Origin of the sequence: Kitasatospora sp. GP30, from assembly GCF_029892145.1 — a bacterium.
Classification (GTDB): Bacteria; Actinomycetota; Actinomycetes; order Streptomycetales; family Streptomycetaceae; genus Kitasatospora; species Kitasatospora acidiphila.
Genome location: NZ_JARZAH010000025.1, coordinates 80,589 through 107,400 on the forward strand (window position 1 = coordinate 80,589; position 26,812 = coordinate 107,400).

General features: G+C 73.2%; 22 protein-coding genes. 9 read left to right on the forward strand and 13 right to left on the reverse strand.

Annotation, left to right across the window (positions count from 1 at the left end; all coding sequences use genetic code 11):
- Positions 1 to 45 precede the first annotated feature (45 nt).
- From P3T35_RS27740 to P3T35_RS27755, 4 genes are all read right to left on the reverse strand, one after another.
- Entirely contained in the window at positions 46 to 2,268 is a 2,223-nt protein-coding gene (locus P3T35_RS27740) for a hypothetical protein (protein WP_101378768.1), read from the reverse strand.
- Positions 2,269 to 2,450: 182 nt separating this feature from the next.
- Entirely contained in the window at positions 2,451 to 3,587 is a 1,137-nt protein-coding gene (locus tag P3T35_RS27745) for a helix-turn-helix domain-containing protein (protein WP_101378769.1), read from the reverse strand.
- A gap of 49 nt (positions 3,588 to 3,636) precedes the next feature.
- Positions 3,637 to 4,845: a YncE family protein gene (locus P3T35_RS27750; protein WP_101378770.1), complete on the reverse strand. Its 1,209-nt coding sequence runs from the start codon at positions 4,843 to 4,845 to the stop codon at positions 3,637 to 3,639.
- A gap of 144 nt (positions 4,846 to 4,989) precedes the next feature.
- A complete protein-coding gene (locus tag P3T35_RS27755; protein ID WP_143676717.1) occupies positions 4,990 to 5,628 on the reverse strand; it encodes a hypothetical protein in 639 nt (212 codons plus the stop codon).
- A gap of 356 nt (positions 5,629 to 5,984) precedes the next feature.
- On the opposite strand from P3T35_RS27755, the gene P3T35_RS27760 reads away from it, so the two are divergent.
- From P3T35_RS27760 to P3T35_RS27795, 8 genes are all read left to right on the forward strand, one after another.
- Positions 5,985 to 6,548, forward strand: coding sequence for a dihydrofolate reductase family protein (locus P3T35_RS27760; RefSeq protein ID WP_101378772.1), 564 nt, complete (start codon positions 5,985 to 5,987; stop codon positions 6,546 to 6,548).
- A gap of 107 nt (positions 6,549 to 6,655) precedes the next feature.
- Positions 6,656 to 7,465 carry a PE-PGRS family protein gene (locus P3T35_RS27765; protein WP_143676718.1) on the forward strand — a complete coding sequence of 270 codons (810 nt, stop codon included), beginning with the start codon at positions 6,656 to 6,658 and terminating at the stop codon, positions 7,463 to 7,465.
- Between the two features lie 680 nt (positions 7,466 to 8,145).
- On the forward strand, positions 8,146 to 8,763 hold the full coding sequence (locus P3T35_RS27770) for a sigma-70 family RNA polymerase sigma factor (RefSeq protein ID WP_280708194.1): 618 nt from the start codon (positions 8,146 to 8,148) through the stop codon (positions 8,761 to 8,763).
- Positions 8,764 to 8,875: 112 nt separating this feature from the next.
- Positions 8,876 to 9,103 carry a hypothetical protein gene (locus P3T35_RS27775; protein ID WP_101378775.1) on the forward strand — a complete coding sequence of 76 codons (228 nt, stop codon included), beginning with the start codon at positions 8,876 to 8,878 and terminating at the stop codon, positions 9,101 to 9,103.
- Positions 9,100 to 11,376 carry a heavy metal translocating P-type ATPase gene (locus P3T35_RS27780; RefSeq protein WP_101378776.1) on the forward strand — a complete coding sequence of 759 codons (2,277 nt, stop codon included), beginning with the start codon at positions 9,100 to 9,102 and terminating at the stop codon, positions 11,374 to 11,376. The genes P3T35_RS27775 and P3T35_RS27780 overlap by 4 nt, the downstream gene beginning before the upstream one ends.
- Before the next feature lie 247 nt (positions 11,377 to 11,623).
- Positions 11,624 to 12,997 carry an MFS transporter gene (locus P3T35_RS27785; protein WP_101378777.1) on the forward strand — a complete coding sequence of 458 codons (1,374 nt, stop codon included), beginning with the start codon at positions 11,624 to 11,626 and terminating at the stop codon, positions 12,995 to 12,997.
- 203 nt (positions 12,998 to 13,200) lie between these two features.
- On the forward strand, positions 13,201 to 14,481 hold the full coding sequence (locus tag P3T35_RS27790; protein WP_101378778.1) for a cytochrome P450: 1,281 nt from the start codon (positions 13,201 to 13,203) through the stop codon (positions 14,479 to 14,481).
- Between the two features lie 100 nt (positions 14,482 to 14,581).
- Positions 14,582 to 15,526, forward strand: coding sequence for an isocyanide synthase family protein (locus P3T35_RS27795; RefSeq protein ID WP_101378779.1), 945 nt, complete (start codon positions 14,582 to 14,584; stop codon positions 15,524 to 15,526).
- A 60-nt stretch (positions 15,527 to 15,586) separates the two neighbouring features.
- Here P3T35_RS27795 and P3T35_RS27800 read toward each other — a convergent pair whose 3' ends face one another.
- The 4 genes from P3T35_RS27800 to P3T35_RS27815 form a co-directional block, all read right to left on the reverse strand.
- Positions 15,587 to 16,378 carry an ABC transporter ATP-binding protein gene (locus tag P3T35_RS27800; protein WP_101378780.1) on the reverse strand — a complete coding sequence of 264 codons (792 nt, stop codon included), beginning with the start codon at positions 16,376 to 16,378 and terminating at the stop codon, positions 15,587 to 15,589.
- Positions 16,375 to 17,433 carry an iron ABC transporter permease gene (locus P3T35_RS27805; protein WP_101378781.1) on the reverse strand — a complete coding sequence of 353 codons (1,059 nt, stop codon included), beginning with the start codon at positions 17,431 to 17,433 and terminating at the stop codon, positions 16,375 to 16,377. Before P3T35_RS27805 ends, P3T35_RS27800 begins: the two co-directional genes overlap by 4 nt.
- Complete coding sequence (locus P3T35_RS27810) at positions 17,430 to 18,503, reverse strand: ABC transporter substrate-binding protein (protein ID WP_101378782.1); 1,074 nt, start codon at positions 18,501 to 18,503, stop codon at positions 17,430 to 17,432. The genes P3T35_RS27805 and P3T35_RS27810 overlap by 4 nt, the downstream gene beginning before the upstream one ends.
- A gap of 175 nt (positions 18,504 to 18,678) precedes the next feature.
- Positions 18,679 to 19,431 carry a dienelactone hydrolase family protein gene (locus tag P3T35_RS27815; RefSeq protein ID WP_101378783.1) on the reverse strand — a complete coding sequence of 251 codons (753 nt, stop codon included), beginning with the start codon at positions 19,429 to 19,431 and terminating at the stop codon, positions 18,679 to 18,681.
- 360 nt (positions 19,432 to 19,791) lie between these two features.
- Between P3T35_RS27815 and P3T35_RS27820 the strand changes: the two genes are divergently transcribed.
- Positions 19,792 to 20,838 carry an alcohol dehydrogenase catalytic domain-containing protein gene (locus P3T35_RS27820; RefSeq protein ID WP_280708200.1) on the forward strand — a complete coding sequence of 349 codons (1,047 nt, stop codon included), beginning with the start codon at positions 19,792 to 19,794 and terminating at the stop codon, positions 20,836 to 20,838.
- A 147-nt stretch (positions 20,839 to 20,985) separates the two neighbouring features.
- Here the strand turns inward: P3T35_RS27820 and P3T35_RS27825 are convergent, their stop codons facing one another.
- The 5 genes from P3T35_RS27825 to P3T35_RS27845 form a co-directional block, all read right to left on the reverse strand.
- On the reverse strand, positions 20,986 to 22,161 hold the full coding sequence (locus tag P3T35_RS27825; RefSeq protein WP_101378785.1) for an agmatine deiminase family protein: 1,176 nt from the start codon (positions 22,159 to 22,161) through the stop codon (positions 20,986 to 20,988).
- Positions 22,162 to 22,348: 187 nt separating this feature from the next.
- Positions 22,349 to 23,515, reverse strand: coding sequence for an agmatine deiminase family protein (locus tag P3T35_RS27830; protein ID WP_101378786.1), 1,167 nt, complete (start codon positions 23,513 to 23,515; stop codon positions 22,349 to 22,351).
- A gap of 224 nt (positions 23,516 to 23,739) precedes the next feature.
- Complete coding sequence (locus P3T35_RS27835) at positions 23,740 to 24,318, reverse strand: TetR/AcrR family transcriptional regulator (RefSeq protein WP_101378787.1); 579 nt, start codon at positions 24,316 to 24,318, stop codon at positions 23,740 to 23,742.
- 77 nt (positions 24,319 to 24,395) lie between these two features.
- Entirely contained in the window at positions 24,396 to 25,724 is a 1,329-nt protein-coding gene (locus P3T35_RS27840; RefSeq protein ID WP_280708207.1) for an MFS transporter, read from the reverse strand.
- A gap of 62 nt (positions 25,725 to 25,786) precedes the next feature.
- Positions 25,787 to 26,620, reverse strand: coding sequence for a glycerophosphodiester phosphodiesterase (locus tag P3T35_RS27845; RefSeq protein ID WP_101384800.1), 834 nt, complete (start codon positions 26,618 to 26,620; stop codon positions 25,787 to 25,789).
- Positions 26,621 to 26,812: the final 192 nt, after the last annotated feature.

Here is a 26,812-nt window from a genome sequence, read left to right on the forward strand (position 1 = left end):
AAGCCGGGTGACCTGGCGGGTTCACCGCCGGGTCTGCTCCTGGTGTCAGGCCGGCTGCTCGGCGAGCAAGGCCCGGCAGTCGGCCCGGAAGGCGTCGTCGGTGGCGGTGTTGTAGCGCATCCGGCCGTAGTAGTTGCTGTTGTTGTCGACGCGACGGGGGTCCGCGAGTTCCGCGCGGAGCAGCTCGGGGAACCCGGCCGGGACGCCGCGGGTGGCCCGCTCGCGCACCAGGGCTGCGGCGATGAGCGGTCGGATGTCGCGGCTGCGGGTCCAGAGGGCGCGCATCAGCTCGTCGTGGGGCTCTGCGTCCGGTGCGGTCGCCCGGGCTGCGAGGAGCAGGCGGGTGAGGGTCGGGTCGTGGTCCGTGCTGTCCTGTTCGGCGGAGAGGTCCTCGCGGATCTGCTCGGCGAGCGGGGCCGCGGCCGGGCCCATCACGGCGGCCAGTTCGAGGGCGCGGACCCTGGCGTACCAGTTCTCGGTATCCGCGATCACCTCACCGAGGGCGGGCAGGAACTCGGCCGGGTCCTGCCCGGCGTGCCACAGCGCGCGGGCGGCGGCCACCCTGGTCTTCCGCTCGGGGTCGCCGAGCAGTTCGCGCAGCACCGGCAGGGCGTCCTCGGCGTCGGGGCCGAGACCGTCCGAGCGGGACAGGGCCGTGCACGGGCCGTCGTGCAACGCACGGGTGGTGTCCTGGGTGAGGGTGAGCGCGGCGGTCAGCATCGGGCCGATGATCTTGGGTGCCTCGGGTCGCCGGGTGGCTGCCATGGCGGCCAGCAGGCGGCCGAGTTCACGCAGCGCGGTGTGGTTGAGCTTTCCGTCCTCGACCTCCTGGTCGCAGCTCTTGACGATCTGCCGCATCCGGACGTACAGCACCCCGAACAGGTCGCCATTGACGTGCGGGCGCAACTGCTCGCACCAGTCCGGCAGGTCCTCGGGGGCGATGCGCCCGGGCAGCAGCGGTGCCAGGGTGCTGACGCCGCGTTCGTCACCGGCGGCGGCCAGCAGCTGGATGCACTGGCCGGCCAGGTTGCGCTCCCAGCCCCAGCCGGTGTGGAACCGCCCGTCCTCGGCGATGGCCGCAGCGGTGTCCAGCAGTTCGGGAGAGAGCGGCAGTCGGCCGAGCCGCAGTTCCCGGGCCGCGGCGGTGGCGAGTTCCTCGTCGGGATCGCGCAGCAGCAGGCCCAGCTGCTCGGCCGTCTCGGCGGCCGCCGCGTCCGGTACCCGCCAGCCGCTGTGCAGGTCGCCCGCCCGGTCCACCGCCTCCAGCGGGCTCTGCGGGTCACCGTGGCGCAGCGTGTGCAGGACCAGCTGGTGACGGATCGTCACCCGGTCGCCGAGTGCCTGGTGGAGTGCGCCCAGAGCATCGGCCACCCGCTCGTCGGCGTCCTCGGCGAAGGTCGTGGCGCGCAGCTTGCGCAGGTGCGACAGCAGGGTGTCGGTGTCCGGCCGGGGGTCGGGGGCGGGCGCGGGGGGCTGCTCGCGGGAGCGGTCCAGGGCAGCCGCGGCCTGTTCGGCGGTGCCCTCGGGCAGCTGGTCCGGCGCGTGTCGGGCGAGGGCGGCGAGGGCGATGAGTTCGGTGCCCGGATCCCCGCCCGGCTCAGCGAGTTGGGCGAGGGCGCGGATGGCTCGCAGCCGCAGTGGTGGATCGTCCTGCAGCCGCCCGACGAGGGTGCCGAGCGCGCCGGCGTGGGCGTGCCGGGCCGCGCCGTCGTCCTCCCGGGCCGCCTGCTCGATCAACAGCTCCAGTACGGCGTCGGGTCGGGAGTGACGACGCGCCAGCAGCCCGGCGGCTGCGGCACGTACGCCCGGATCGGGATCGGCGAGCAGTGGCACCACCGTCGGCAGCAAGTCGCGAAGCGCCGCATGCGCCAGCAGCCCGTACGCCCAGCTGACCTCCTCGTACCACTCGTCCTCGTCCTTGGCCTGGTCGACCACTGCCTGCGGGTCGGGTATGTCATCGCCTGCGCAGTCCCTGGACTGGTCGGCGCTCTCACCGATGCTGTCCAGCAGCCCGAGCAGGGCGTCCCGGTCCTCGACGGCCGGGTCGGCGGCGAGTGCGCACAGGAACGGCAGGCAGGCGAGCGTCGAGTCGTACAGGTCGCCCTGGTGGTGCACGCCGCCGTAGAGCGCGTCCAGCGCGCCCTCACGCTCGGCCGGATCCGGCGACCTGAGGCCGCGCAGCAGTTCGGGGACGTCGTCGGCATCACCGTAGGCGTGGCTCAGTGCGGCCCAGTCGATGTCGTCGAGCCCGTCGAGCGGGTCAGGCATGGGGTCCCCCGAGTGGTGAGATGGCCGGTTGCCAGGCCAGTCTCACCGATCACTCGGACCCCCTTACAGTCGGGGCCAGTTGCGGGCCGGGGGCCCGATGTCCACTCAGGCAGCGCCTAGATAGCACTCTTCACGCTACGGGACAATCGACGACTGCTGCCGGTGCGTCCGGTGGTGGTGCGTCAGCCGAGCCAGTGTTCCAGCGCCCAGCGCCAGCGGACGGCGTCCGCGAACCGGCCGGGGCCGGCCCCGAAGCCGGCGGGATCGCAGCCAGTGGCCCCGGCGAAGCGTCGCAGGCGGTGCTTGACGGTGTTCGGGTGCACGTGGAGGGCCCGGGCGGTCGACGCGAGCCGGCCACCGTGGTCGAGGTGGACCGCGGCGGTCTCGGCGAGCAGGCGGTGGGTGGCGTTCCCCGGGTCCAGCGCGGCCAGCAGCTCGACGCCCAGCAGCTCACCCATGCCGGGCACGGCGTCCACGGCGACGGCGACGGCCAGCTCGGTGAGCCCGGCCCGGCCGGTGCGTCCGCGCCGCCGCCCGGCGTCCAACGCGGCCCGGCAGAGCCGGTAGGCGACGGGCAGCCGGCCGGCGGGGACGGCGGGAGCGGTCACCAGCAGCGCGTCCGCGGCCAGGTCGCCCGCCCGCCAGCCGCGCGGTGCCACCACGCACAGGTGACCCTCCACCAGCCCCGACACGCCGCCGCGCGGGGTCAGTTCGGCGGCGGCCCGGCGCACCTGCACCGGATCGCCCGACTCGGCGACCGCGCAGTGGTACACGCCGTCCGCGGCGAGCCCGGCCGCCGCCAGTTGCTCGACCGCGCCGTGCACCAGCACGGCGCGCAGGGCCAGCAGCCGTGCGGAACGGCTGCCGGCCAGGTTGGTCGCCGCCTCCCGGTAGGCGGTGACCAGCTGGTTCTGCAACTCGCCGACGTAGGCGTCGAGTTCGATCAGCGCCTCGAACAGCACAGTTGACGGTATGTCGGTCCCGGCCAGCCGGGCGGCGATGATCCGCAGTGCGGCGGTCCGCCCGGCCAGGAAGCCGTCGAGCAGCGCGTCCAGCGAAACCCCCTGCACCGCCCGGTCGGTGGCCAGCCGGGCGGCCGACTCGGCGTGCTCCCGGGACAGTCCGGAGCCGTCGACGAACGCGGCGGACACCACCCCGAGGAGCGCGGCGATGTGGCGCCGGACCTCTTGCTCGGGCAGCGCGGCCACCGGGTCCGAGGCGGTCCGGGCGGCGGCGACGACCTCCGCCAGCACCTCGGGATCGGCCCGCATCCCCTCGACCACCCGTCGCAGCGCCGACCGGCCGGTCCCGTCACCCAATCGCCCCGTCACCCCCCGCCCCGTCGCCCTTTTGGCTTTACCGCCGGCCCTACCGGGACAGCGCGGTCAGCGCGTCCCCGGCCAGCTGCGCGGCCCGCTCGCGCTGCGGGAACACTCCCACCGGTACCCGGGCCAGCTCCTGCCCACTCGCGTAGTCCACCACCGAGACCTGGTCGGCCTGGCTGAGCGAGACGAAGCAGTAGCGGTCGGCCGGCCCGGCGCTCACCGCCCAGTACGGCAGACTGCCGACCGGGTAGTCGACCCGGCCCACCGTGGCGAGATTGCCGGTGTCGACCAGCGCGGTGTAGTCGTCGATGGTGCCCACGTCGCACAGCCGGCTCTGGTCGCCGGAGAGCGCCAGGCCGTGGTGCGCGGAGTTCTTCGGGTAGTCGTCGGGGCTCAGGGCGTGGCCGGCGGGGCTGAACGGCATCGGCACGGTGGCGGTGATCTTCGAGCTGTTCAGGTCGTACTTGATGAAGCCGTTGAAGTAGGACTGCTGGGCGTAGAAGGTGGTGCCGTCGGCGGCCAGCACGTTGGGCCGGATCCCGTGCGGGAACGACCAGGTCTGCACCACGTTCAGGGTCCGGGCGTCCACCTTGGTCAGTTGGAAGCTGCCCTTCATCCACTCCAGGGCCTGCGGGAACATGATCACGCCGATGCTGGAGTTGTAGATGTACTTGCCGTCCGGCGTGAAGTCGTTCTGGTGCGGATACGTGCCGGTCGGGAAGCTGCCGACCACCGCGCCGGTGGCGGTGTCGAGCACCTGGGCCTCGTTGGCGGTGGTGGCGGACACCACCCAGCGGGTGCCGTCCGGCGACAGCGCGGCGTGGTCGGCGTGGAAGCCGGCCAACCGGGTGTGCCACAGCTCCTGATGGGACGTCAGGTCGAAGGCGGCGGTGTCGTCCAGGTTGCCGCGCGACACGTACAGGGTGCGGCCGTCAGGGGACAGCGCGACGTCGTCCACGAACCGGTCGCCGCCCTCCTGTTGCTTGACGGCCGCGTAGCCGGCCTGCTGGATCAGGTCCATCTCGGCGAGCCGCTGCTGCAGGTCCGGGATCACGTCGAAGGTGCCGAGCACGGCGAAGGTCTGGGCGTCCAGGAAGGAGACGGTGCCGGACTGGCTGTTGCCGACCAGCACCACACTGCGCAGGCCGGCCGTGTCGGCGTGCGCGGTGGCGGTCGCCACCAGGGCGCCGGCCAGTGTCGCCAGCGCGACCGAGCCGTTCAGCAGACGTGCTCCCATCCAGCGTGCGGGCATGGTGCGCTCCCCTCGTTCGGTCCGGGTCGCGTCAAGTCTGGGCGGGGCGGGTGGCCACGGGCCATGTCCGGGACCGCCAACGCCGCAGCCCGGCACTGGCGTTCGGGGACAATGCGGGGCGGGACCGCCCCGGGGTGGGGACAGTCAGGAACAGCGTTCGGGAAGCGTGACCGTACCGGGCTTCTGCTCGAACGTGTCCATCACCAGCCACTCGTCCAACTCAGGGTCGTAGAGGTTCTGGACGCCGAATTGCAGCACCTGCCAGAACGTACTCCGATCGTCCTGATCGACGTAGATGTCGCCCAGTGCGATGGGGAAGCGCAGGAACTTCCCCGGAGGCTGCTTCGGCAGGACGACGCCGACCCTCCAGTGGTTCACGTGCCGGTTCGGGCTCCGCTGGAGGATCTCCCGCCCGACGAACCGTGCGTCTTGGAACGCCTGGTTCAACTGGTCGAGGTCGAAGCCCGGGATCTTCGAGCACGGATGTTCGGTCAGGCCGGGCCATTTGTAGGTCAGCGTGTAGAGCGTGCCGTGGTAGATCAGGTTCGTGAACCAGATCGGGTACTGCGGGCCGCCCGCGATCATCTGGCTGTCGCCGTTTCTCCCCTCCCAGGTGAACGGGACCGTGATGCCCAGGTCCCGGACGACCCACTCGCCCTTCCCGCGAAAGTCCCGGGGGAGGTGAGGGGGAGGCGGCGTCGGCGAACTCGGCCGGTTCCCCGCCGTGGTCGCGAACGCCTGCGCAACCCCGGTCCGCGTTCCGGCAAGGGCCGGCGGCAGCACCGTCGAGACGATGGCGATCGCTCCGGCGAGAGCCGCTGACGCTGTCGCCCGACGCGTGAGTGTCCAACCCATGGTGTCCCTCGACCGTCGTTTCAGGCGCCGTCGTGGCGCGGGGTTTCTTTCGAACGCAGAGAGGCCATTCGGTCGCCGTCTCTGGGAGCAGGAGCACACCAAACGGAACATTGCCTATCAGATGCCAGGAGGGCCGACGCCCAGGCGAGCCGCACGCCCTTGCACTTTCCCCTGTACGGCGGGGCGGCTGGGTCCTGTCGTCAATGCGGATGACCCGCGAGCCGAGATGAGTCTGCGGCGTCCGGCGGTCGTACCGTGGAACCCGCTACCGAGGAGGACGTCTGATGCGCAGCGTGACCTATTCGATGAACGTCTCACTTGACGGCTACATCGTCGGGCCGGGCGGCGACTTCGACTGGACGGCGCCCGACGAGGAGGTCTTTCGCTTCTGGATCGACGAGATTCGAGAGGTCGGCGTCCACCTGTTGGGACGACGGCTGTACGAGACGATGCTGTACTGGGAAACCGCCGACCAGGATCCATCGCTCGACGACTCGATGCGCGAGTGGACCTCGCTCTGGAAGCCGCTCCCGAAGGTGGTGTTCTCGACCACGCTGCCAGCGGTGCAGGGCCACGCCCGCCTGGCCTCCGGCGGCCTGGCGGAGGAGATCGAGCGGTTGCGAGCCGAGCCGGGGGAGGGCGACATCGCGATCGGCGGCGCGACTCTCGCCGCCGAGGCGGCTGCGTCGGATCTGATCGACGAGTACCGGGCCATGGTCTACCCGGTGCTGGTTGGCGGTGGCATTCCGTTCTATCCCCGGCGTGAGCGCCGGGTGGATCTCGAGCTCGTCGAGACCTGCACCTTCAGCTCGAAAGTCGTCTACCTCCGCTACCGCGTGGTGCGCTAGGCAGTTCGCCGGCCGGGCCCCAGACACCTGGCCGCCCAGGCGACTGGGGGCGAATCCGGGAGGCGGTCGGACAGCGGGCGTAAGCGGGTGCGAGGATGGTGGGCACTGTGACGACCCCCCAGCTTCGCGTGCTCCGCGTCGTGGTCTTCGCCGCCCTGTGCGTGGCGTTGGCCGCCACCGCGCATGTCAGCATGTCCGCGGCCGGGCTCCCGGTGCCGGTGCTGGTCGGAGCATTCGCCGGGACGGCAGGCGGTACCTGGCTGCTGGCCGGGCGTCGGCGCGGACTGGCGATGGTCAGCGGGTGGATGGTGGCCGTCCAGGCCGCGCTGCACGTGCTGTTCGAGGCCACCGCGTCCGTGGGCACCGGCCCGGTCCAGGCGGTCCGTACCGCTCCCGGCTGGGCGCAGCTGTTGCTCTGCACGCCCCGTGGCGTGAACCCGGCCGGGATGAGCCCGGACGAACTGGCCAGGACGGCCGGCCTGGATCCTGACGCGCTGTCGGCCACGGGCTCGGGATCCCTCGCTCCGATGAGCGACATGGCCGGCATGACCAGTATGAACGGCATGACCGGCATGCCGGGTACGGGCGCCGTGCACGGCATGGCCGGGATGGGCTCGGCGCCGCTGGTTGACGGCCTGTCCGCCGGCATGCTGGCCGCCCACCTCCTGGCCGCCCTCGCCTGCGCGCTGCTGCTCTGGCGGGGCGAGGCGGCGATCGCCGGCCTGTTCGAGGTGCTGCGCACGCTGGCCGCGGTGTTCCTGCCGGTGCTCGCGCTGCTCGCCCTCACCCCGCGCGGGTGGGAACCGCCGGCTCCGGCCCGCCCGAGGTCCCGTCACACCCGGCTGCCCCGCCTGGCGGTGCTCTCCCACGCCCTGGTGCGGCGCGGGCCGCCCCGCAATATCGCCCTGGCTTTCTGAAACGCCCGCCACACCTCACGCCCGTGCGTCGGCCGCGCCCCTCGGTGCGGTGAGACGGCGCTGCGCGGTGTGCCCGCGGGCCGGTCATCCCCGCGCTCGCGGCCACAGCGGCTGAGCGAGACGCCGGGCCTGGCCGCCACACCACCCGTGAAACACGGTGCCCCGCCCAGGTCGGCACCGCTGTTCGACTACGACGTGCCCTGAGCTCAGGGGGCCACGTCGCGCTGCGCGCTGGCCTCGTCCAGGCGCGGCGGCCCGGTGGTGCGGTGGGCCGCTACCGCTCGACGGTTCCGCTGGTGCGGTGCCGTCATCGTTCCTGCTCTCAGGACCCTTCATGCCCAACAGAACGACCGTCGTTCCCCACCCGCACCTGACGACTCGCCGCCTCCAGCACGGCGGCGACGAGCCGCTGCGTCTGCTGCGGAGACGGCCCCGTGGCAGCCGGCATCAGTTCCCGCAGCCGACGGGCGCCAGCCAGCCAGTCGGCACAGTCGACGCACCGCACCAGGTGAGCGGAGTACGCCGGGCCCGCGTCATGCCCGGGCGCGAGTTCGCCGTCGAGGTGCGCGGACATCGCGGCGCGGCAATCGGCACATGTCATGGGCCCATGCTCCCCCACCGGGCGAACGGGTCGGTAGCGCCGTCCGCGGCTGCCGGAGCCCGCACGCCGGAGGTGCGCCGTGGATGACGAACGGCTGACCTCCCTGGCGCTGACCGCCGGTCAGGGCCGTCCGGAGGACGTCGAGAGGTTCGTCCGGGCCACCCACCGCGATGTGTGGCGGTTCGTCGCGCACCTCACGGACGTCGACTCCGCGGACGACCTGACCCAGGAGACCTTCCTGCGGGCGCTGCGCGGCCTGCCCGCGTTCGCCGGTCGCTCCTCGGCGCGCACCTGGCTGCTGTCGATAGCCCGGCGCACGGTCGTGGACCGCTACCGCAGTGCGGCCGCCCGTCCGCGCTGCTCGTCCCTGGCCGACTGGGAGGAGGCCGTGGAGCTCCAGCCGTGCTCGGCGGTGGTGTTCGAGGAGCAGGTGGTGCTGGCCGACCTGCTGACGTTCGTTCCGACCCGGCAACGGGATGCCTTCGTCCTGACCCAGGTGGTCGGGCTCAGCTACGCGGAGGCCGCCGCGGTCTCCGGGTGCCCGGTCGGCACGGTGCGCTCACGGGTCGCCCGGGCCCGGGACCAGCTCGTCGCGCTGCTGCGCTCGGCGGAGTCCGAGGACGGCTGGTGCCCCCGGCGGGCCGCCGTCCGCGAGGCCCCCGGCCGGCCGGGGAGCCGGCCGACCCTGGCGGCCTGACGGGCCGTCTTCCCCACTGTTCTGAAAGCTGTCCGCACTGTTCTGAAAGCTGTCCTCCGGTGCCTCCTCAAGCGGCGCCGGCGGCCGTGACCTGGAGATCGCATTGACTTCGATGACCACAACCGTGCCGGGTGGACGTGCCGCGGCGCGACCCGGCCGGGTCCTGCTCGGCTTCGTCCTGCTGCTCGTCCTGCTGTTCGGCGCCTCGTATGCGGCCGGGCGGCTGGTGGCTCCGGCCGGCTCCGGCTCCGGCCCCGGCCGGGGTCCGGCGACCACTGACGTTCCCGGCATGCACATGGACGGGCTGCGGCTGCCCGTCGGCGAGGGGGTCGCGCGATGAGCCTTCCCGCCGCAGGGCCCCTCGGCACGGACGACACGGACGACACGGACCGCCTCCTGACGACCGATCTGGCCGTGGGCGGCATGACCTGCGCGGCGTGTGTCGCGCGGGTGGAGAAGAACCTGGCCCGCCTGGGCGGCGTGCGGGCCGGGGTCAACCTGGCCACCGGCCGGGCCCGGGTGCTGCACCCGGCGGACGTCCCCGTCGCCGAGCTGGTGGCGGCGGTGGAGGGCGCGGGCTTCACCGCTGAGCCGGTCGCCGATCGGGCGTCGGCGCCCGCAGTCCCCGAGGAGGCGGACGGTGACCTGGACCCGCTGCTGCTGCTCCTGCTCGCGCTGTTCGCCGTACCGGTGATCGCGGTGTCGATGGTGCCCGTGCTGCAGTTTCGCGGCTGGCAGTGGGGGTGCTTCGCGCTGGCGGGCTACGTGGTGACGCTCGGCTCGGCCACCTTCCACCAGCGTGCCTGGCGCAGCCTGCGGCACGCCACGGCGACCATGGACACCCTGGTCAGTCTCGGCGTCCTCGCGTCCTTCGGCTGGTCCGCCTACGCGCTGCTGTTCGGCGGCGCAGGTGCTCCCGGCATGCGGATGCCGTTCTCACTGACCGCCGACACCGGGGGCGGCGCGCACATCTACCTGGAGGCGGCGGTCGGGGTGCCGCTGTTCGTGATGTGCGGCAGGTTCCTGGAGGGCAGGGTGCGGGTGCGCACCGGCTCGGCGTTGCGGGCGCTGGCCGAACTCGGGGCGAAGGAGGTCTGCCTGCGCGAGGACGGTGTCGAGCGGCTGGTCCCGATCGAACAGCTGCTGCCGGGACGGGAGTTCGTGGTCCGGCCGGGCGAGACGGTCGCCACCGACGGGGTGGTGGTCGATGGCGGCTCCGCGCTCGACGTGAGCCTGCTGACCGGCGAGAGCGTGCCGGTGGAGGTCGGCCCGGGCGAGCGGGTCACGGGCGGGACGCTCAACGTCGGCGGCACCCTGCTGGTGCGGGCCACCGAGGTCGGTGCCGACACCCAACTCGCCCGGATCACCGCCCTGGTGACCGAGGCCCAGGCCGGCAAGGCCCGGGCGCAGCGGCTGGCCGACACGGTGGCCGGGGTGTTCGTGCCCGTCGTGCTGGGCCTGGCGGTCTGCGTGCTCGGGTTCTGGCTGGGGCGCGGGGCCGGCTCGGCGCAGGCGCTGACGGCCGCGGTCGCGGTGCTGGTGGTGGCCTGCCCCTGTGCGCTCGGTCTGGCGACGCCTACCGCGCTGCTCGCCGCCACCGGGCGGGGTGCGGAGCTCGGCGTGCTGGTGCGCGGGCCGGAGGTGCTGGAGAGCCTGCGCAGGATCGACACCGTGGTGCTGGACAAGACGGGCACCCTGACGGCCGGTCGGATGACGCTGGTGGCGAGTGTGGCGGCCGACGGGTTCGAGGTCGGCGAGGTGCTGCGGCTGGCCGGCGCGGTCGAGCAGCGCTCCGAGCATCCGATCGGGCGGGCGCTGACCGCCGCCGCAGGTGCGTCGTTGCCTGCGGTGACCGGGTTCCGGGCCGTGCCGGGGCTCGGGGTCGAGGGGACGGTCGAGGGCGTGCGGGTCCGGGTGGTGCGGCCCGGCGGCATCGACCTGCCACCTGAGCTGCGTGCCGCGCTGGCACGTGCCGAGACGGCCGGGCAGACGGCGGTGGTGGCCGAGCTGGACGAGCGGGCGGCTGCGGTCCTGGTGGTCGGGGACACTCTGCGGCCCGGCAGCTACCGCGTGGTGCACCGGCTGCGCGGGATGGGTCTGGAGACCGTGCTGGCCACCGGCGACCAGCTGGGCGCGGCCCGGGCGGTGGCCGAGGAGCTGGGCATCAGCGAGGTTCACGCGGGCGCCTCGCCCGAGCGCAAGGCCGAACTGGTCGCGCAACTGCGCGCGGCCGGGCGGAGCGTGGCGGTGGTGGGGGACGGGGTGAACGACGCGGTCGCGCTCGCCTCGGCCGACCTCGGCATCGCGCTGGGCTCGGGGACGGACGCCGCGATCGGCGCGGCCGGGCTGACCCTGGTGCGCGGCGACATCGAGTCGCTGGTGGTCGCGGTCCGGCTGGCCCGGCGCACCCTGGCCACCATCCGCGCGAACCTGGTGTGGGCATTCGGCTACAACGCCGTGCTGATCCCGCTGGCGGCGGCCGGGCTGCTCAACCCGATGCTCGCCGCGCTCGCCATGTCGGCGAGCTCGGTGCTGGTGGTGGCCAACAGCCTGCGGCTGCGCACCTGGCAGCCGGTCCGGCGCGGGCAGGGCCGGTCCCGGCTCGGCGGCTGAACCCGGCCCGTTCGAACTCCGTGCGGAAGACCCGTGCGGAAGTCCGTGCGGAAGACCCGTGCGGAAAGTCCGTGCGGAAGACCCGTGCGGAAAATCAGTCATCCGTTCGGAACTTCCGGCGGCCCGCGGCCGACTGCTGTGACGGACACCGTCGCCCGACGGCGTCCGTCACGACGAAGGGGCGGACCATGCCGCAACACGGCCCGGACTCCCGGCACCGCACGCGACGGCTTCGGGGGTCGGCGTCATGACACCGACCCCCGGGGCCGACCGGGCTGCCCCCGAGGACAACTGGCGTCTGGTCGCGGTCGCCGGGATGCTGTCCTTCATGGCGATGCTCGATATGAACATCGTCAACCTCGCGCTGCCCGACCTCTCCCGCAGCTTCGGCATCTCAGCCGAGACGGCGCAGTGGGCCACGCTCGGCTACCAACTCCCGGTCGTGGCCCTGCTGTTGCCCGCCGGGCGGTGGCTCGACCAGGTCGGGGCCCGGTCCGCCCTACTGCTGGCGGTCAGTGGCTTCGGCCTGTGCAGCGCGGCGGCCGCCGCCGCGCCGTGGGCGGCCTGGCTGATCGCCGCCCGGCTCGCCCAAGGCGCGTTCGGGGCCATGCTGTTCGTGCTGATGCCGGTGCTGGCCGCCCGCTCGGTACGGCCGCAGCTGCGCGGGCGGGCGATGAGCGTGCCCGCCACCCTCGGGCCGCTGGGCGCGGTCACCGGCCCCGCGCTGGGCGGGCTGCTCCTGGACCACCTCGGCTGGCGGGCCATCTTCCTCGTCAAACTCCCGGTCTGCCTGGCTGCCCTGCTGATCGCCCACCGCAGCGCACCGCGCGGCGGCCGACTGCGCCGGCCCGACCGGGCCTCGCTCGGCGACGCCGCCCTCGTCGGCGGCGCCGTCGCCGCCGTCCTGCTGGCCCTGACCCTCTCCCCCGGCTCTCCCGGCTGGCTCCTGCTCGCCGTGGCTGCCGGGCCGCTGATCGCGCTGTGGCTGAGAAGACCCGGTGGGCGGCCCGTCGCTTCGGTGCTGCGCGAGTCCGGGACGCACGGGGTTCACGGCGCCGTCCTCGCGCTGGCCGCGGGCTTCGCCGCGATGCGCTATGCGCTGACCCTGCACCTCCAGTTGGACGACGCGGTGAGCGCCACCGCCACCGGGCTGACCACGCTCTGCTTCCCGCTCGGCATGGGCCTGGCCGGGCCGCTCGGCGGGCGGCTCGCGGACCGGTTCGGCGCGCGCCCGCTCGCTGCCGCCGGGGCCGGGCTGACCGCCCTCGGCCTCCTGCTGCTCGTCCCGCTGGACGCCGACTGGTCGCTGCCCGACATCGCGTGGCGGCTCGCGCTGGCCGGGGTCGGCATGGGCCTGTACGGCGGGCCGGTCCAGTCGCTGGTGATGACCGCCGTCCCACCGGACCGGATCGCTACCGCCGGATCAGCCGTCCAGCTCGCCCGCAGCCTCGGCTTCGCGCTCGGGCCCGCGCTGGCCACCGCCGCCTGGGGCCTGGGCGGATCCGACACCAGCGGTGCACGGGCCGGGCTCGGACTCGCCGCAGCCGCCGCCTCCCTGGCCGCGCTGCTGCTCGCCCGCCACGGCCGCCGCCGGACCGCCGCCCCCGCCCGGGCCAACTGACCACACACCACCCGAAGGAAGCCAACTCCCTTGTGCGGAGCCACCGGCTGGGCGTCGTTTCGCCATAATGCCGCTCCCAGGCGCCGGTCATCGAGGCGATGACCGCCACCCTGGCCCGCCGCGGCCCCGACGCCGGCGGCGTCCTGTGGCTCGACCACCACCGGCCGGCCATCACCCCCTGAACTCCCCGAAGGAAGACCGTCATGCACCAGCCCGAGCAGGACCCGACCGCCGAACCCCGCTGCCCCGTCACCGGTGCCACCCGCGTCGAGCCCGTTCCCCTCTATGGCCAGGCGTACAAGAGTGACCCCTACGGCCTCTACCGCGAACTGCGCGAGGCCGGTCCCGTCCACCGGGTCCGCTTCCCCAGCGGCATCGCCGCCTGGCTGGTCACCGGCTACGACGCCGCCCATCACACGCTGAACGATCCACGCCTAGGCAAGAACCACGCCCTGGGCAACGACTACTGGCGCAGCCTGGCCTCGATCATGCCCGAGCCTCAGCACTCCCAGCTCCAAGTCCACCTACTGCACCAGGATCCGCCCAAGCACACCGACATGCGCCGCCTGGTCCTGGACGCCTTCGCGCCGCGCCGCATCGAGGAGTTGCGCCCACGGTTCCAGCAACTGGCGGACGCCCTGGTCGACGCGCTCCCGGACGAGGGCGGCACCGATCTCGTCCAGGGCTTCGCCGCGCACTTCCCGTTCCAGGTCCTCGCCGAGGTCATCGGCCTGCCGCCCGAGCTGGCGGTGCGTTTCGACCGGGACTGGGGCAAGGTCGTGCAGCCCGTCGGCCCGCAGGACCCCGGCCGCCCCCGGTACGAGGCCCGACTGCGCGGCTTGCAGACCTACATCGCCGACGTCGTCGCCCACAAACGCGCGCATGGGGAGGACGACCTGCTCAGCCGCCTCGTCGTCGCCCAGGAGCGTGGTGAGTTGAGCAAGGAGGAGCTGGACTCCATGATCTTCCAGCTGCTGGTCGCCGGCCAGGAACCGGTCACCAACCAGATCACCACCATGCTGATCACCCTGCTCCGCCACCCCGACCAGCTCGCCCGGCTGCGCGACGAACCCGCGCTGATGCCCCGCGCGATCGAGGAACTCCTGCGCTACGACAGCGCGTTCGAACTCACCACCTGGCGCTTCTTCGCCGCGGACAGCGACCTGCACGGCACCCGCGTGCCGGCCGGCGACTCCGTGATCGTCTCGCTGTGCGCGGCCAACCGCGACCCCGGACAGTTCCCCGACGCCGACACCCTCGACCTGGAGCGCACCCCGAACTCCCACCTCGCCTTCGGCCACGGCATCCACTTCTGCCCCGGCGCGGCCCTGGCACGCGCCGAACTCCAGGTCGCCATCGGCACATTGCTCACCCGCCTGCCCGGCCTTCGGCCCGCCGGCGACCTGAGCGAGCTCGTCTGGATCCCGGCCGTCCTGGCCCGCGGCGTCAACCAGCTGCCCGTCACCTACGACAAGCGCAGCTGACCCTCCCGCGCAACCGAGCCGCTGACCCCCTTCCGTCCCCACGCCCCGGCACCGCCACACCGCCGGGGCGCCATCCCGTCATGCCCTCGTGGAGGACCGCATGCCGCCCGTCGGCACCAGAACACCACCCGCGCCGTCCATCGCCCGCACCTGCGCCGCCATCCTGAAGCTGCTCCTGCCGCACCGCCGCGCCGCCGACCGCGACGGGTCGGCGCCCGTCGAGGCGTTCCCCGAACAGCTGCGCCAGCTCGCCGACTTCGTCGCCACCGGCGATCCGATCGTCTTCGCCCTGCCCGGCTTCCCCTGCAAGTCCCCCAGCCCCGCCAAGGTCCTCGGCCACCTCCCCGACGAGGGCGAACGCCTCTCCCTCACCTTCCTCAACGACCTCTGCACAGCCGTCCGGGAGGTGTACCCGCCCGGCGCGAGGATGGTGATCTGCTCCGACGGGCACATCTTCGGCGACCTGATCCACGTCCCCGACCACCACATCGACGCCTACTCCGACGAGTTGGCCGCCATGATCCGGCGCGAACGCCTCTACCACCTCTCGGTGTTCGACCTGCGCGATGTCCTCGGCGACCTCCCGCACGATGCGAAGCGCGCCCGCGTCCACGCACGATTCGCGCCCGCCGTCGAGGAGTTGCGCGCCGAGGTGAAGTCCGACGACGCCACCTCGGCCCTCTACCGGGGCATCACCCGGTTCCTCACCGAGGACACCGTCGGGTTCGAGGGCAGCAGATCGGCCCTGCAACGCGACTGCAGACAGCGGGCCTACGGCGTCATCCAGCGCAGCCGTGCCTGGGGCGACCTCATCGCCGAACACCACCCCCGCTCCGTGCGGCTGTCCATCCACCCCCAGCGGCCCGGCGCCGCCAAGTTCGGCATCCGCCTGCTCGACGCCGAGGACGCCTGGACCACGCCATGGCACTCCGTGGTCGTCCACCGAGCCGACAGCAGCTGGGAGTTGATGCGCCGCAGCGACGCCGAGCGGCTCGGCCACCTCGTCCTGCGGGACGGCCGGCCCAGCCACTTCAAGACCGCGTAAGCAGCCGGGAGCCCGGTGCCCGCCTGCTGGCGGGTACCGGGCTCGGGTCGGCTCAGCGAGCTACGCCCGCACGCCCTCCGCGACGGCCGCGCGATGGTCGAAGGCGATCAGCGGGTCACCGGTGAGCGGGTGTTCCACCACCGCCGCCCGCACTCCGAACACCTGCGCCAGCAGTGCGGGGGTGAGCACCTCGCGCGGCGGGCCCGAGGCCACCACCGCGCCCTCGTGCAGGACGTGCAGCCGGTCGCAGAGCGAGGCCGCGGCGTTCAGGTCGTGCAGCGAGATCAGCGTCGTGCGGCGCTGGGCCCGCAACAGGGCGAGCAGCTCGACCTGGTGGCGCACGTCGAGATGGTTGGTCGGCTCGTCCAGCACCATGACGTCCGGCTGCTGGGCGAACGCCCTTGCCAGTAGCACGCGTTGGCGCTCACCGCCGGAGAGCGCGGCGAAACTGCGCCGCTCCTGCCCACCGAGCCCCACCTGCTCCAGCGCCTCGGCCACGACCTCGCGATCGGCGGCGCCCTCCCCCGCGAAGGCCCGCTGGTAGGGCGCGCGTCCCATCGCGACGATCTCGCGGACGGTGAACTCGAAGTCACCGCCGCGTTCCTGGGGCAGCGCGGCGATGTGCCGGGCCGCCTCGACCGGCGTCATCGACCGCACGTCCCGGTCGGCCAGCAGCACCCGGCCCGCCGACGGCCTCAGGTGCCGGTAGACGGTGCGCAGCAGGGTGGACTTGCCGCTGCCGTTGGGGCCGACCAGTCCGGCGATCTCGCCGTCGGCGGCCAGCAGTTGGACGCCGGAGAGCACATCGCGCCCGGACAGGGTGACGGTCAGGTCCTCGACGGAGATTCTCAACGGTGCTCCAGGCGTCGATCCAGCAGGTAGAGCAGGACGGGTGCCCCGATCAGTGCGGTCACCACGCCGATCGGCACCTCCTGGGTGGACAGCGCGGTGCGGGCGACGGTGTCCACCGCAACCAGCAGCACGGCCCCGGCCAGCGCCGAGAGCGGCAGCAGTCGGCGGTGGTCGCCGCCGACCAGCAGGCGGCAGACGTGCGGCACCAGCAGGCCGACGAAGCCGATCGCCCCCGAGACGGCCACCAGCACGCCGGTGAGCAGGCTGGTCACCGCGAACAGTTCACGCCGCAGCCGGGTGACGTCCACCCCGAGGCCGGCGGCCGTCTCGTCGCCCATCAGCAGCGCGTTGAGGGGGCGGGCGCGGGCCTGGAGCACGAGCAGCCCCAGTGCCACGGTTGCGGCGGGGATGGGGAGTTGGCTCCAGGTGGCGCCGCCGAGGCTGCCCATCAGCCAGAACAGCACGCCACGGGTCTGCTGGTCGTCGCCGACCTGGAGCACCAGGAAGCTGCACAAACCGGAGAGGAACTGCCCGATGCCGACTCCCGCCAGCACCAGGCGCATCGGCGCGAAGCCCCCGCCGCGCCGGGCGAGCGCCCAGACCAGGGCGAAGGACGCGAGCGCCCCGGCGAAGGCCGCCGCCGAGACGCCGAACCCGATGGCCGAGCCCACCCCCGCGCCGAGCACGATCATCGCAACCGCGCCCAGCGAGGCACCGGAGGAGATGCCGAGCAGGTAGGGGTCGGCGAGCGGGTTGCGTACCAGGGCTTGGACGGCGGTGCCGACCAGGCCGAGCCCGGCACCGACGACGGCCGCCAACAGGGCTCGCGGGGCGCGTAGTTGCCAGACGATCAGGTCGCGGGTGCCCGGCTGCGGCGCGTCGCCGGCCAGCCGGTGGCCGACCACCGTCCACACCTCGCCGACCGGGATGTCGACCGCGCCCACTGACACGGCGACGGTGAGCGCGGCGATCAGGGCGACGGCCAGCACGGTGGCGACCAGGCCGGCCCGTAGCGTGCGCACGGACCGGCGGGCGACAGCAGCCTCCCGGGTCACGACTTCACCAGGTCGGGGTGGATGATGTGGGCGATCTGCTGGACGGTGTCGGCGTCGCGGACGCCGGCGATGGTGGTCACCTCCGAGCCGATCCGCACGAAGTGGCCTTCCTGGACGGCCTTGAGGCCCTTGGTGGCCGGGAAGGTCCTCAGGAACTGGGCAGCCGCGTCGAATGCCTTCTGGTTCGCCGCGTCGCTGCCCTGGTTGCGCACGCCGAGTTGGATCCAGTCGGGGTTCCTGGCCACCACATCCTCCCAGGAGACCGCCTTGAAGTCCCCGTCGCAGTCGCCGAAGACGTTCCGGGCGCCGGCCAGGGTGATCACCGCGTTGGCGACCTGCTTGCCGCACTCGGCGATCGGCTGCTTCGTCCCGGCGTCGTAGTCGAAGAAGAAGTACGACGGCTCCTGGCCCGGCGCGACGCCCGCGAGGGCCTTGCGCACCGCGCCGACCTTCTCCTCCATCCCCGCCACCAGCTGGTCCGCCTTGGCCGAGGTGCCGGTGATCGCGCCCAGGCTCCTGATGTCGGCCTCGACTTGGGAGAGGTCCTGCTGCGGTCCCTTCATCATGGCGGCGCAGGCCGTGGAGTGCAGGTAGACGTGCTTGATCCCGGCGGCGGCGAACTCCTGCTCGGTGGGCGCCGTCCCCATGCTGCCGCCCATCGACCCCACCGAGGCGAAGGTGTCGACGTACAGGTCGGCGCCGGAGCCGAGCAGCTTCTCCTTGGGGATCACCATCTGCCCCAGGACCGGCACCTTGGCGGCCTGGTCGGCGAACTGGGCCGGCATGGCGCCCGCGCCGGGCGGGAACCCGGTGCCGATCACCCGGTCCCCCGCGCCGAGCCACAGCAGCATCTCCAGGCTGGAGGCGTTGCTCGTGACGATCTTCTTCGGGGCGGAGCCGAACGCGGTCTCCGCTCCCGCGCAGTCCGTCACCTTGACGGGATAGGCCGCCGCGGCGGGCGCGTTCGCCCCGGCGGTCGGCGCCGCGTCGCCCGACTTGGCGCTGCTGCCGCAGCCCGTGGCGAGCAGGGCGACCGCGGCGGCCGCGCCCCACAACACGCGAGAACGCATGGAACTCTCCTGGTGATCCGAATTCGCTGGGACCGCCACTGCGAGCCCGCCCAGGTAGTCGGCCGCAGCGCCGCACGAGTTCCCTCGCCTCACCAAGATTTTCGACCCCGCCGGGGGCGCCGGCGACAGACCGGCGCTGCCGCGCCCGCACCGCGCCCCATCAGCGCTTCAGTCCCTAATTCCGTGGTCTGGCAACGGATTTGGCAGTCGTTACGGGCAGGCACTCGGCGAGCAGGTCGACGATGTCGCGCCAGGCCCGCTGCGCGTGCAGCGGGTGGTAGCCGACGCCCGGGACCACGGCCTGGTCGACCGGCGGGTGGTGGAAGGCGTGCAGGGCTCCGCCGTAGACCATCAGGCGCCAGTCGACGCCTGCGGCCTGCATCTCGGCGGCGAAGGCGTCCCGTTGCCCGGCGGGCATGATCGGGTCCTCCGATCCGACCCCGGCCCACACGGGGCAGCGAATGCGCGCAGCCTCGCCCGGGCGGCCCGTGGTCAGGGCGTTGACCGTCCCGATCGCCCGCAGGTCGACGCCGTCGCGCCCGAGTTCGAGCGCGATCACGCCCCCGGTGCCGTAGCCGATGGCGGCGATCCGGTCGGGGTCGGTCCGCGGTTCGGCACGCAGCACATCGAGTGCCGCATGGCCGATGCCCCGCATCCGGTCGGGGTCGGCGAGCAGCGGCATCACGCGCGCCAGCATCTCCTGCGGGTCGGTGAACCAGCGCCCGCCGTGGAGGTCGAAGGCCAGCGCCACGTACCCGAGTTCAGCGAGGGCGTCGGCCCGGCCGCGCTGGAAGTCGTTCAGGCCCGGCCCCTCGGGTCCGATCAGGACCGCGGGCCGGCGGTCGACACCGGCGGGGAGCGCGAGGTGCCCGATCATCGTCAGGCCGTCAGCCGGGTATTCGATCGTGCGCGTGGTAACAGTCGTCATGAGACTGGACCGTAGGGATTGTCGAGCCCGGTCGGGCCGGTCTTCGCCGTCGGCAGACGGGTCTTCGCCGTCAGCTGAACAGCGCGTGCGTGGGCACTGTGGAAGGTTCTGGTTCTGGCAGGCTCACTGGCTCTCGGAGGAGGCGCTCAGCGTGCGAATCCCACTTCGCCCCCATGACCCCTATCGCCCCCAGCGTGCGACACCCCTGCGACTCCCGCCCGTAGGGTCTCACACGGCAGGACCTGCCGCGTTCACCGTCGGGCCGGCACGGTGTGGCCAACCGGCGGCGGACGTACCAAGCTGGATTGGTCACCGCATGCGGGCCCGGCTCCGCGTCGGCCCCAGAGCGAAGGGCTCTCCATGACTGCCACCACCCCCACGTCCCCCGGCGGCATGCTGCGCGCCGTCCAGGTCGCCGCCCCGGACGCCCCGCCCGAACTGGTCGAGGTCCCGGCTCGCGAGCCAGGGCCCGGAGCGGTCCGCATCGCCGTCGAGGCGTGCGGCGTCTGCCACTCCGACCTGCTGATCGCAGCCGGCCTGCTGCCCGGCACCACCTTCCCGGTCACCCCAGGGCACGAGATCGCCGGCCGCATCGACGCGCTCGGCGACGGCGTGGCGGGCTGGCAGGTCGGCGACCGGGTCGCCGTCGGCTGGTACGGCGGCAGTTGCGGGCGGTGCGACGCCTGCCGCACGGGCGACGCCATCCACTGCCCCCAGATGCAGATCCCCGGCGCCGCCTACCCCGGCGGCTACGCCGACTCCGTCATCGTCCCCGCCGTCGCGCTGGCCGCCGTGCCGGACGAGCTGACCGCCGCCGAGGCCGCCCCGCTGGCTTGCGCCGGGATCACCGTCTTCAACGCCCTGCGCCACACCGCCGCCCGCCCCGGCGACACGGTCGCCATCCTCGGGCTCGGCGGGCTCGGCCACCTGGGTGTCCAGTTCGCCCACGCCATGGGCTTTCGCACCGTCGCGATCGCGCGCGGGCAGGAGAAGGAGCCGCTCGCGCACAAGCTCGGCGCCGACCACTACATCGACAGCACCGCCGGCGACGTCGCCCAGGCCCTCCAAGCCCTCGGCGGAGCCAGGGTGGTCCTGGCCACCATCACCAACTCCGATGCCATGTCCGCCACCATCGACGGCCTGGCCCGACGCGGCGAGCTCGTCATCGTCGGTGTCTCACCCGACCGGCTCACGGTCAGCCCGCTGCAGTTGCTGAACGGCGACCGCAGGGTCTACGCCCACTCCTCCGGCACCGCCGTCGACATCCAGGACACCCTGCGCTTCGCCGCCCAGTCCGGCGTGCGCGCCTGGATCGAGGAGGTCCCGTTGGAGGAGACCGCCGCCGCGGTCGCCAAGATGGCCGGTGGCCGGGCCCGCTTCCGCATGGTCGTCACCACCGGCCGCTGACCGCGATCCCCCGCACGGGGCCTCGGGCACGTTGAGCCGCAGGCCGCGTGCGCGCCGGGCGGGCCAGTTCGGCCGCCGTGAAGATCAGCAGCCGGTCGCGCTCGGTGGGGGTCAGTTGCCCGTGGATGAACCTCCTCGTGATGAGGGTCAGGCGGCGGGCTGGTCGTGGGTGGAGCAGTGGATGCCGCCGCCACCGGAGGCGATGGTGTCGATCTGGATCGGGACGATCTCCCGGCCCGGAAAGTGGTCCTTCATGGTCTGCTGGGCCTGCCCGTCGGCCTCCGGGTCGCCGAACAGCGGCAGGTAGACGCCCTTGTTGCCCACGTAGAAGTTCAGGTACGAGGAGACGAACGCGTCGCCACGGCCGGTGATCCGGTCCGGATCGGGCTGGGTGATCTCGACGACCTTCGGCTTCTTTCCGGCCGCGTCGGTGGCGTCCGCGAGCACGGCGCGGGCCTGGTCGGCCGAGCGGGACCAGACGTCGGGCGGCGTGCCGGGGAAGGCCCGGTCCAGGAAGACGACGCCGGGGGCGGCGAACCGGGCCAGGCAGTCCACGTGCGCGTCGGTGATGTCCTTGCCGCGCACGCCGGCCAGCCAGATCACCTTGGTGACGCCCAGGGCCTGCTTCAGCTCCGCCTCGACCTGGTCCCGGCTCCTGCCCGGGTTGCGGTTGCCGTTGACCACCGAGCTCTCGGTGATCAGCAGGGTGCCCTGGCCGTCGCTCTCGAACGAGCCGCCCTCGGCGACGATCGGGGTGGTGATCCGCTCCAAGCCGTACTCGGCCAGCACCGCGCGGGCGATGCCGGCGTCGCTGGCGTGCTGCTGCTTTCCGCCCCAGCCGCTGAAGTTGAAGTCGACGCCCTTGACCTTGCCGCCCTGCTCGACGAAGACCGGCACGGTGTCGCGGGCCCACAGGTCGTCCACCGGGGTGGAGAGGATCTCGACAGCCGAGCCGCAGGCGTTCCTCGCGGAGTCCTCCTGCCCGGGGCGCACCAGCAGCACCACCGGCTCGCGCCCGCCGATCGCCCGCGCCACGGCGGCGATGTCCTTGCGGACGGCACCCAGTTGGCCGCCCCAGACGTCCTCGGAGGCGGGCCAGGCCATGAAGGTCCGCTCGTGCTTCTCCCACTCCGCGCCCAGCCTGCGCCCGGCGCTCTGGGAGGCGCCGCCGGACGGGGCGGCCGACCCGGAGGCGGCGGGGTCTGCGGGATCGGCCGGGTCGTCGGTGCCGGTGCCGGTGCAGGCGGTGGCGCCGAGGCCGAGCAGAGCGGCGCCGGCGAGGGAACGCAGCGCCGCACGACGGGAAAAGCCGGAAATGGACATGCGGGACTCTCCAGTGAAGCGGGGTCCGGGGCGCGGCGCGACGGCAGGCGGCTGCGCCCAGGAACGGATCGTGCGAGGTGAACAGCACGACAGCACGCGCGGGTTGAGCACTGCGCCTGGCCGTGCGAGGTGAACAGCGCGACGGGTCACGCCAGTTGGCGATGGGCGGGGCCCAGTCGGGGCCGTGCTAGGCGAGCGGCTCGTGCATCGTCGAGCAGTGGATGCCGCCGCCGCCCGCCATCAGCCGGTCGACGTCGAGTTGGACGACCTCGCGCCCGGGGAAGGCCGCCGCCAGTGCCGCCCTGGCCGCCGCGTCCTTGTGCGCGTCGCCGAACTGGGCGGTGATGACAGCGCCGTTGACGACATGGAAGTTGAGGTAGGAGTCGACGAAGTCGGACTTGCGGGAGCGGACGGTGTCCGGCCCCTCGACCCGGATGACCTCCAGGCGCCGCCCACGGGCGTCGGTCTCCCCGCTGAGGATCGCGAACTGCTCGCGCGCGTCCCGGGCCCACTCGTCGGTGCGGTCGTTAGGCGGCAGTTGGACCAGCACCACGCCGGGGCGGACGAAGCGCGAGGTGACGTCGATGTGGTCGTCGGTGATGTCCCTGCCCTTGATGCCGGGCACCCAGATCATCCTGTCCGCGCCGTAGGCGTCCAGGACGGCCACCTCGATCTCGTCGCGGCTCATCCGCCGGTTGCGGTTCTTGTTGACCAGGCTGCTCTCGGTCGCCATCACCGTGCCGTCGCCGTCCGTCTCGATCGCGCCGCCCTCACCGACGAAGTCGGCGCGGACGAACCGCTGGCCGTTCAGCCGGGCGACGCCCTCCGCCACGTAGGCGTCGTCGGCGTGGACCTGCTTCTTGCCCCAGCCGTTGAAGTTCAGACCGACCGCGTCGAGTCCGCCGCGGCCGTCGTGCCGGAAGACCGGGGCGATGTCGCGCATCCACAGGTCATCCGTCGGGATCGAGCCGATCACGGTGACGTCCGCGCCGCAGTGGGAGCGGGCCTCGGCCACCGAGTGGTCGTCCGGGGCGCACAGCACGACCGGCTCGTAGCGGGCGATGGTGCGGGCGATCAGCGCGATGTCCTCCTGGACGCCGCGCAGCTGCCGCCCCCAGACCGACTTGCGGGAGGGCCAGGACATCCACGTCCGGGCGTGCGGGACGTCGTCCATCGGCACCCGGGGACGCGGCGCCGACCCGCCGTCGGCGGCCGCCGGCCGCGCGCCGGACAGCTGCGCACCGACCGCCGGCCCGACCGCGCCGAGCTCCGCGGCGCCGAGCAGCCCGCGCCGGGAAGCCGCGGCACCCCCGAGGATGCCGTCACCGACCATGCGGCTGCTGTGATCGCTCATGGGAGTCTCCTGATCAAGTATGGGCACCGGCACCGCCGGCTCGCCGCCCGGGCACAGCGCTCACTCTCGCACTGACTGAAAAATCAGTCAAGAAATGGAAGGCGAGCTGCCATCGGCAGGACAAGGCAGGACCGGCAGACGGCACAAAGCAGCGCCTGCGGCTCGGAAATCGCCGCAGGCGCTTCGGTTCGGCGCGGTGCGCCGCAGGTCAGGACGGCTTGCCGCTACCGCTGCAGGCGCTTCAGCTCGGCGTCGACGCCCTCGACCAGCAGGGTCCTCGCGTGGTCCAGCGGGATGCCGCCGCAGAGCCAGCGCATGCTGAGACCCTCCAGCAGGGCGGTCAGACGCTCGGCCGCAGCGGCGAGAGCCGTGGCCGAGGCCATCGGTACCACCCGGCCGAGCAGGTCGGCGATCTCCTGCACCCAGATCAGGGTCGCCCGGGCCAGGTCCTCCCGCAGCTCCGACTCGAACACCGCGCTGGCGCGCAGCTCACCCCAGGCGGTGCTGTTCTCCCGCACCTCGGGCGTGTCCTGGAGCTCCAGCAGCAGCGTCTGCTCCAGCTCCGCACGCGGGCCGAGCTCCTCGCCGCCGGCCGCACGCTCGGTGGTGTACCGCTCGGCCCGGTCGCTGATGAACTCCAGCGTCTGGCGCAGGATCCCGGTCCGGTCCTTGAAGTGGTAGTAGATCAGCGCGGTGGAAACACCGGCCTCGGCCGCGAGCTCCTCCACCCGCAGACCACGGACCCCGCGGCGGGCGATCACCCGCGCGGCTGCTTCCAGGATTGATGTTTTGCGGCCGGCCATAGGCCCACACCCTACCCGGCGGTCCGAGCCCGAGCGCGACCCACCCTGACTGAAATGCCAGTCGGCGTGGGCGCGCGTCAGAGGCGCTCGGGCACGGGGTTGCCGACGGCCTCGATGGCGCGGCGGACCGGGACCTTGGCCAGGACCGCGAAGCCGATGACGAAGAAGACCAGCAGCGAGATGATCGCCAACCGGTAGCTGCCGGTGGTCTGGTAGGCGAGCCCGAAGACCAGCGGGCCCATCCAGCTGGTGCCCCGGTCGCTGATCTTGTAGACGCTGAAGTACTCCGCCTCCCGGCCGGCCGGGATGAGGTGCGAGAAGAGCGAGCGGGAGAGCGCCTGGCTGCCGCCCAGGACCAGGCCGATCATGGCGGCCAGGCCGAAGAACCAGACCGGCTTGTGGGCGGGCATCAGGTAGCCGAGCGCGAGGGTGGCCACCCAGGCGACCAGGGAGCCGAGGACGGTCCGCTTGGCGCCGTAGCGGCGGGCGATGCGCCCGAGCAGCAGCGCGCCGCCGATCGCCACGATCTGCACCAGCAGGACGGCGGCGACCAGCGCCGTCTGGCCCATGCCGAGTTCCTCGCTGCCGAACAGCGAGGCCTGGGAGACGACGGTCTGGATGCCGTCGTTGTAGCAGAGGAAGGCCGCCAGGAAGAGCAGGGTCAGCGGATACTGGCGCATACCGCGCAGGGTGCGGGCGAGTTCGCGCAGGCTGCCGGCGGCGGGCTTGCCCGGCTCGGCGGGCCGGCGGGCGGCGACCGGGGTCGCCCCGGCACGGGACGGCAGCCGGAACAGCGGCACCAGGGTGAACAGCGCCCACCAGAGCCCCGCCGAGGCGAGGCAGATCCGGACCGCCGTGCCGGAGGAGACGCCGAGAGCGTCGTGCCCCTCGAACAGCGCCAGGTTGGCGATCAGCAGCAGCCCGCCGCCCGCGTAGCCGACCGCCCACCCCTTGGACGAGACCGTGTCACGCTCGTCGGCGGTCGCGAGCCCCGGCAGGAAGGCGTACGACAGCGCCACCGACACCGCGTAGGCGATGTTGGCGACCACCAGCAGCGCACCGCCGAGCAGGTACCGGTCGCCGTCGAGGAAGAACATCCCCATCGTGGCCAGCGCGCCGACGTAGGCGAAGCCGCACATCAGCTCCTTGTGCCGCCCGGTCCGGTCGGCGACGGTACCGGTCAGCAGCATGACGGCGACCGAGACCAGCACCGAGAACGAGACGGTGTACGGGAAGTACGAGCCGGCCCGGATGGACAGCCCCAGCGGGTGGACGTCGCCGTGGGCGTCCGCGGCGTTCTTGGCCACCGTGGTCAGGTACGGGCCGATGAAGACCGTGAGGACGGTGGCCGAGAACGCGGCGTTGGCCCAGTCGTTGACGTACCAGCCGAACCGCATCCGGCTCATCGCGCGGGCGTCGGCATCGGCGGCGGTCGACTGGTCGGCCGGGTCGGTAGCGGTGATCATGATCAGTCTTCTCCGGTGGTCGTTCCACGGTCGCTGCCGGTCCAGCGGCCGCGCTCGGCAAGCACGTCGTGCAGGACGTCGATGCGGTCCGCCATGATGCCATCCACACCCATGTCAAGGAGAGCCCCGATCCGTACCGGGTCGTCCACGGTCCAGACGTGGACCTGCAGGCCGAGCCGGTGCGCGGTGCGGACGAAGGAGCGGTCTACCACCCGGACGCCCCGGTGCCGCTCGGGCACCTGGGCGCAGATGCCCGGCCCGGGCGGGCGGCGGCCGGGGACGAGCGGACCGGCGAGCGAACGCAGCCGCAGGCGCAGCACCTCGCGCGGCCCGAGCGAGGTGGCCAGCCGCGGGCCCGCGGCGGCGCGGACGGCGGCGAGGCGGGTGTCGGAGAAGCCGCCGACGCAGACGCGGTCCCAGGAGTCGGTCCGGCGGATCGCCTCGACCAGCGGCCGGACGGCGGGCGCTGCCTTGACGTCGATGTTGAAGCGCGCCTCGGGGAAGGCCGCCAGCAGCTCCTCCAGGAGCGGGATCGGCTCGGTGCCGCCGATCCGCGCTTCGCGGACGGTGCTCCAGGGCAGTTCGGCGATGGCACCGCCACGGTCGGTGACCCGGTCGAGCCGGTGGTCGTGGAAGGCGAGCAGCACGCCGTCGGCGGTGGCGTGCACGTCCGTCTCCAGGTAGCGGTAGCCGAGCGCGACGGCCTGCTCGAAGGCGGCGAGCGAGTTCTCCGGCGCGCCGAGGGCACCGCCGCGGTGTGCGAAGGCGAGTGGGCCTGGATGGTCGAGGAAGGGGTGCATCGCGTTCTCCGGGAGGGCCTGCCGCGGGCGGCGCATGATCATCGCAGCATGTGTGGAGGTCATGGTGCCAGAAGGCGGCCCGGCCCGGAACACGGGGGTTACTCAGCAGTAGAGACGGCGGCGGCCGGGGCGCGGGGCCCGCCGCCCCGCCGGGGGGCGCCCCCCCCCCCGCCCCCGGGCGGGGGCCCCCCCCCGGGGGGGGGGGGCCCCCGGGCGGGGGCGCGGCGC

What these genes read in the sequence shown, in the direction of transcription:
- P3T35_RS27845 (WP_101384800.1), bottom strand. Translation starts at nt 26,620, where the DNA reads ATGCGCCGCCCGCGGCAGGCCCTCCCGGAGAACGCGATGCACCCCTTC.
- P3T35_RS27830 (WP_101378786.1), bottom strand. Translation starts at nt 23,515, where the DNA reads ATGAGCGATCACAGCAGCCGCATGGTCGGTGACGGCATCCTCGGGGGT.
- P3T35_RS27785 (WP_101378777.1), top strand. Translation starts at nt 11,624, where the DNA reads ATGACACCGACCCCCGGGGCCGACCGGGCTGCCCCCGAGGACAACTGG.
- P3T35_RS27825 (WP_101378785.1), bottom strand. Translation starts at nt 22,161, where the DNA reads ATGTCCATTTCCGGCTTTTCCCGTCGTGCGGCGCTGCGTTCCCTCGCC.
- P3T35_RS27810 (WP_101378782.1), bottom strand. Translation starts at nt 18,503, where the DNA reads ATGCGTTCTCGCGTGTTGTGGGGCGCGGCCGCCGCGGTCGCCCTGCTC.
- P3T35_RS27820 (WP_280708200.1), top strand. Translation starts at nt 19,792, where the DNA reads ATGACTGCCACCACCCCCACGTCCCCCGGCGGCATGCTGCGCGCCGTC.
- P3T35_RS27790 (WP_101378778.1), top strand. Translation starts at nt 13,201, where the DNA reads ATGCACCAGCCCGAGCAGGACCCGACCGCCGAACCCCGCTGCCCCGTC.
- P3T35_RS27815 (WP_101378783.1), bottom strand. Translation starts at nt 19,431, where the DNA reads ATGACGACTGTTACCACGCGCACGATCGAATACCCGGCTGACGGCCTG.
- P3T35_RS27775 (WP_101378775.1), top strand. Translation starts at nt 8,876, where the DNA reads ATGACCACAACCGTGCCGGGTGGACGTGCCGCGGCGCGACCCGGCCGG.
- P3T35_RS27740 (WP_101378768.1), bottom strand. Translation starts at nt 2,268, where the DNA reads ATGCCTGACCCGCTCGACGGGCTCGACGACATCGACTGGGCCGCACTG.
- P3T35_RS27835 (WP_101378787.1), bottom strand. Translation starts at nt 24,318, where the DNA reads ATGGCCGGCCGCAAAACATCAATCCTGGAAGCAGCCGCGCGGGTGATC.
- P3T35_RS27760 (WP_101378772.1), top strand. Translation starts at nt 5,985, where the DNA reads ATGCGCAGCGTGACCTATTCGATGAACGTCTCACTTGACGGCTACATC.
- P3T35_RS27780 (WP_101378776.1), top strand. Translation starts at nt 9,100, where the DNA reads ATGAGCCTTCCCGCCGCAGGGCCCCTCGGCACGGACGACACGGACGAC.
- P3T35_RS27795 (WP_101378779.1), top strand. Translation starts at nt 14,582, where the DNA reads ATGCCGCCCGTCGGCACCAGAACACCACCCGCGCCGTCCATCGCCCGC.
- P3T35_RS27840 (WP_280708207.1), bottom strand. Translation starts at nt 25,724, where the DNA reads ATGAGCCGGATGCGGTTCGGCTGGTACGTCAACGACTGGGCCAACGCC.
- P3T35_RS27750 (WP_101378770.1), bottom strand. Translation starts at nt 4,845, where the DNA reads ATGCCCGCACGCTGGATGGGAGCACGTCTGCTGAACGGCTCGGTCGCG.